The sequence below is a fragment of the Pseudomonas fluorescens genome (assembly GCF_018614775.1).
Taxonomy (GTDB): Bacteria; Pseudomonadota; Gammaproteobacteria; order Pseudomonadales; family Pseudomonadaceae; genus Aquipseudomonas; species Aquipseudomonas fluorescens_BY.
On sequence record NZ_JAGGOF010000083.1, the window covers coordinates 1 to 4,546 of the forward strand.

Annotated in this window: 1 protein-coding gene; it reads left to right on the forward strand. The window is 61.0% G+C overall.

The window, feature by feature from the left end; all coding sequences use genetic code 11:
* Positions 1 to 1,075 precede the first annotated feature (1,075 nt).
* Positions 1,076 to 4,528 carry a GMC family oxidoreductase N-terminal domain-containing protein gene (locus J7E36_RS19900; RefSeq protein WP_215006702.1) on the forward strand — a complete coding sequence of 1,151 codons (3,453 nt, stop codon included), beginning with the start codon at positions 1,076 to 1,078 and terminating at the stop codon, positions 4,526 to 4,528.
* Positions 4,529 to 4,546 lie beyond the last annotated feature (18 nt).

The window sequence follows — 4,546 nt, forward strand, 5'->3', positions numbered from 1 at the left end:
GCCTGCTCGCGATAGCGGTTTATCAGTGAGTAACCTATCGACTGACACTCAGCCATCGCGAGCGGGCTCGCTCCCACAGGGGATAGATGTTTACCTACAATCCCTGTGCGCGCTTCTGTGGATAACCTGTTCGCCCCTGCCCACACCCCGCGCAGCTCAAGCCTTTCAAGCCTATGCTCAATAAATAACCAGTCTAACCGACGGTTTTTATTGGCTTTTCCTTGTGAGTAACGACGCCTGATCATCAACAGTTGCCCCCAATCTCTGTTGGCGCTTCTGTGGATAAGATGTTCGCTATCGTCTACAGGCCATACAGACCGAGCCTTTCAGTCAGTTGATCACTAAGTGATCAATTCGCCTGTTCGATCTGAAAATCATCCAGAAAACGTGGATTTACCTGGCGTTAGGCAGGTTTTCCACAGGGGCGTCAAAATTACCCCCAAACACTGTTGGTGCTTCTGTGGATAAGGTGTTTGCTCCCCCCCTGCACGCCAGGTAGATCAAGGTGTTCAAGCGCCTGATCAAAAAGTAATCGATATGATGGAACAGCTCTTATTCTGTGTAAAACCACGGTGTCCAGGCGCTGCAGGCGGATGACGCTGTTCTTGAGCCGCACTTGTCCCCATTACCTGTGGGTTGTCTTGTGGATAACGTGTTCACGAACGGCTGCGCATCCCAGCGGGTATAGTTCGAAACGCGATAGATCAAATTTCATACAGTTCTAAGGAACTTCCTTGACGTGCATCGGTCGCGTGTCTTCACTCCAAGGCACAAGGACATTGTCTTTTATCCACATCCGGTTCAGGGAGAACACAGGATGGATAGCCAACACCCTCGCCCGAACCTGCCTCCATCGGTGACTTGCACTCCGACGCCGCCCACGTTGCTGCCCCGACGCATTCGTCGCCGTGCGGCCAACCAGCGTGCCCGTCAATAGCGCTTTCGCCCGCCCGAGTTTTCGCCGTAACACCGTTGACTGCCGCGCGTATCCGTACGGGACGGTGGCCAGGCGTTCGCACGCCTTCGATTTACAGGCAACCGCAGAGTTGCCCCATCTGCCTGAGAGGACTTGAACATGACACGGATCTCGACCCCCATCAGTGACATCAAGGAGCACTACGACGTTATCGTCATCGGTTCCGGTTATGGCGGCGGCATTGCTGCTTCACGCCTGTCCCGCGCCGGGCGCAGCGTGTGCTTGCTGGAGCGGGGGCGGGAGATGCAGCCCGGCGAGTACCCCAACACCATGCTCGCCGCCACCGAGGAGTTGCAGGTGCATGACCCGGATGGCCATATCGGTTCGCGCACCGGCTTGTTCGACCTGCACGTCAACGCCCAGCAGAACGTGGTGGTCGGCTGCGGCCTGGGCGGCACCTCGTTGATCAATGCCAACGTTTCGCTGGAACCGGAACCGGGTGTGTTCGAAGACCCGCGCTGGCCGCAAGCGGTGCGTGAACACCGCGATACGCTGCTCAAGGACGGTTACGCGCGCGCCCGGGAAATGCTCAAGCCCAACGCGTACCCAGCCTCGGCGCCGAACCTGCCCAAGCTCGACGCTCACAAGAAATCGGCCGATTACCTCAAGCAGGGCGCGCATTTCTACAAGCCGCCGATCAACGTCACGTTCGACAAATTGCCCAACAACCTCAACCACGTGGGGGTCGAGCAGTTGCCGTGCAACGGCTGTGGCGATTGCGTCTCGGGCTGTAACAACAAGGCCAAGAACACCACGCTGATGAACTACCTGCCGGATGCCTGGAACCACGGCGCGGAGATTTTCTGCCAGGCCGAAGTGCGGCACCTGGAGCGCGACGGCAATGGCTGGATCGTGCATTTCCAATACCTGGACAGTGGCCGTGAGTTGTTCTCGGCACCGACGCTGTTCGTGCGCGCCGACGTCGTCGTGGTGTCCGCCGGCACCCTGGGCTCGACCGAGATCATGCTGCGTTCCCGGGACAAAGGCCTGGTCATGTCCAGCCAACTGGGCGAGAACATGAGCGGCAACGGCGATATCCTCGGCTTCGGTCACAACTGCGACCAGACCATCAACGGCATCGGCTTCGGCGCCCATTCGGCCAAGGAGCTGGAGCCGGTAGGGCCGTGCATCACCTCGGTCATCGACATGCGCACCGAAGGCGACTGGCGCAGCCGCATGGTCATCGAGGAGGGCTCGATCCCCGGCGCCCTCGGTCGGCCAATGGTGCCGAGCATGGCGGCGTTCTCCGGAATGATCGGCGTGCCCACCGACACCGGTTTCGGTGCCAGCCTCAAGTACAAGGGCCGGGAGGCCGAGAGTTTTGTGCGCGGCCCGTACTACGGCGCGCTGCACAACATGCAGACCTACCTGATCATGAGCCACGACAACGGCAAGGGGCGCATGGTGCTCGACCCCAAGGACCAGTTGCGCATCGACTGGCCGGGCGTCGGCGAACAGGAAAACGTCACCCTCGGCAACGAGCGCCTGCACCAGAGCACCAAGGCCCTGGGCGGGATCTGGGTCGAGAACCCGATCTGGACCGAGTTGCTCAAGCACAGCATCGTCTCGGTCCACCCCTTGGGCGGTTGCGTGATGGGCGAAGACGCGACGCAAGGCGTGGTCAACCACAAGGGCCAGGTGTTCAGCGGCGCCAGCGGTACCGATGTCTACCCTGGGCTGTACGTGACCGACGGCGCGGTGATCCCGACCTCCCTGGCGGTCAACCCGCTGCTGACCATCTCGGCGGTGAGCGAGCGCAACATGGGGCTGCTGGCGGCGGATCGGGGCTGGATCATCGACTACACGCTGCCTTCGGCACCGCGTAAACCGGTGGCGGCGCCGACCCTCGGCGTGCAATTCACCGAAACCATGAAAGGCTATTTCTCCACCGCCTTCACCCAGGCTCAGGGCACCGATCTCACGCTTTACGAAACCGCCGCCAAGCGCGGCAAGACCGACAACTCGTCCATCGAATTCACGCTGACGATCACGGCCGACGACCTCAACCGCATGATCAAGGAGCCGGCGCACGCCGCGACGCTGGTCGGCACCCTGGACGCGCCGCTGCTCTCGCCCAAGCCACTGGTCGCCAGCAATGGCGTGTTCAACCTGTTCGAGCAGTACCAGGAGCAGGTCGGTGTGCGGCACATGAACTACGACATGAAGCTGACCGCCGAGGACGGCAGCGACTATTTCTTCAGTGCCTTCAAGACCGTGCCCGAGGACAATGGCGTGCTGAACATCTGGCACGACACCAGCACGCTGTACGTCACGCTGTATCGCGGGCCGGACAAGACCGGTGCAGTGCTCGGCTCGGGGGTGATGCACATTCTGCCGGCCGACTTCGCCAAGCAGATGACCACCATGAAAGTGCTCAACGCCCGCAATGAGCGTGAGCGCCTGGAGGCGCTGGCGCGGTTTGGCAAGTTTTTCGCCGGCATCCTGTGGGAAAGTTACGGTGGGGTGTTCGCCGGCGATATCTACTTCAACCCGGATGCGCCGCCGCGCATCAAGCGGCCGCTGGATGCGCCAGCGCCGACCGTGCATTTCTTCGAGACCGAAGACAACGTCCAGCTACGCCTGACCCGTTATCAGGCCGGCGCCAAGGGGCCGGTGATGCTCGTGCATGGCCTGGGCGTGGGTTCGAATATCTTCTCCACCGACACCCTCCACACCAACCTGCTGGAGTACCTGTGCAAGCACGAGTACGACGTCTGGCTGCTGGACTTGCGGGTGAGCATCCTGCTGCCGGCCAGCAAGCACGAATGGAACGGTGACCAGGTGGCTCAGTACGACTTCAAGGCCGCTATCGAGCAGATCCAGCAGGCGACCCTGGCCCGTGACGTGCAATGTGTGGTGCATTGCTATGGCGCGACGACGTTCTTCATGTCGATGCTGGCCGGGCTGCAAGGGGTGCGCTCGGTGGTCTGCTCGCAGATCGCCGCCGATACGGTGGTCGCCACGGCCACCGGTTTGAAGGCCGGCCTGCATTTGCCGGGGATGCTTGACGCCATCGGCATCAAATCCCTGACCGCTTACGCCGACACCAAGGAGAACTGGTTCAACAAACTCTACGACAAGGCCCTCAACGGCTACGCCCGGATCGAGGCCCAGGGCTACTGCACCAACCCGGTCTGCCACCGCATCACCTTCATGTACGCGTCGCTGTACCGCCACGACACCCTCAACGAAACCCTGCACGACAACCTGCATGAATTGTTCGGCGAGTCGAACATGCACACCTTCGAGCACCTGGCGCTGATCGTGCGCAAGGGGCACCTGGTGGACTTCAAGGGCAACGACGTCTACATGTCGCATTTCGACCGGTTGAAGATGCCGATCTGCTTCATCAGCGGTGCCGATAACCAGTGCTACCTGCCGCAAAGCACCCTCAAGACCTATGAGCGACTGTGCGACCTGCACGGTCCGCAACTGTTCAGCCGCCACGAAGTGCCGGGCTACGGGCATATCGACTGCATCTTCGGCAAGGACGCGGTGGTGGATGTGTATCCGATCATCCTTGAGCACCTGGAGAAGACTGCGCTCGGCTAGCCGGGATCGTTCCCACGC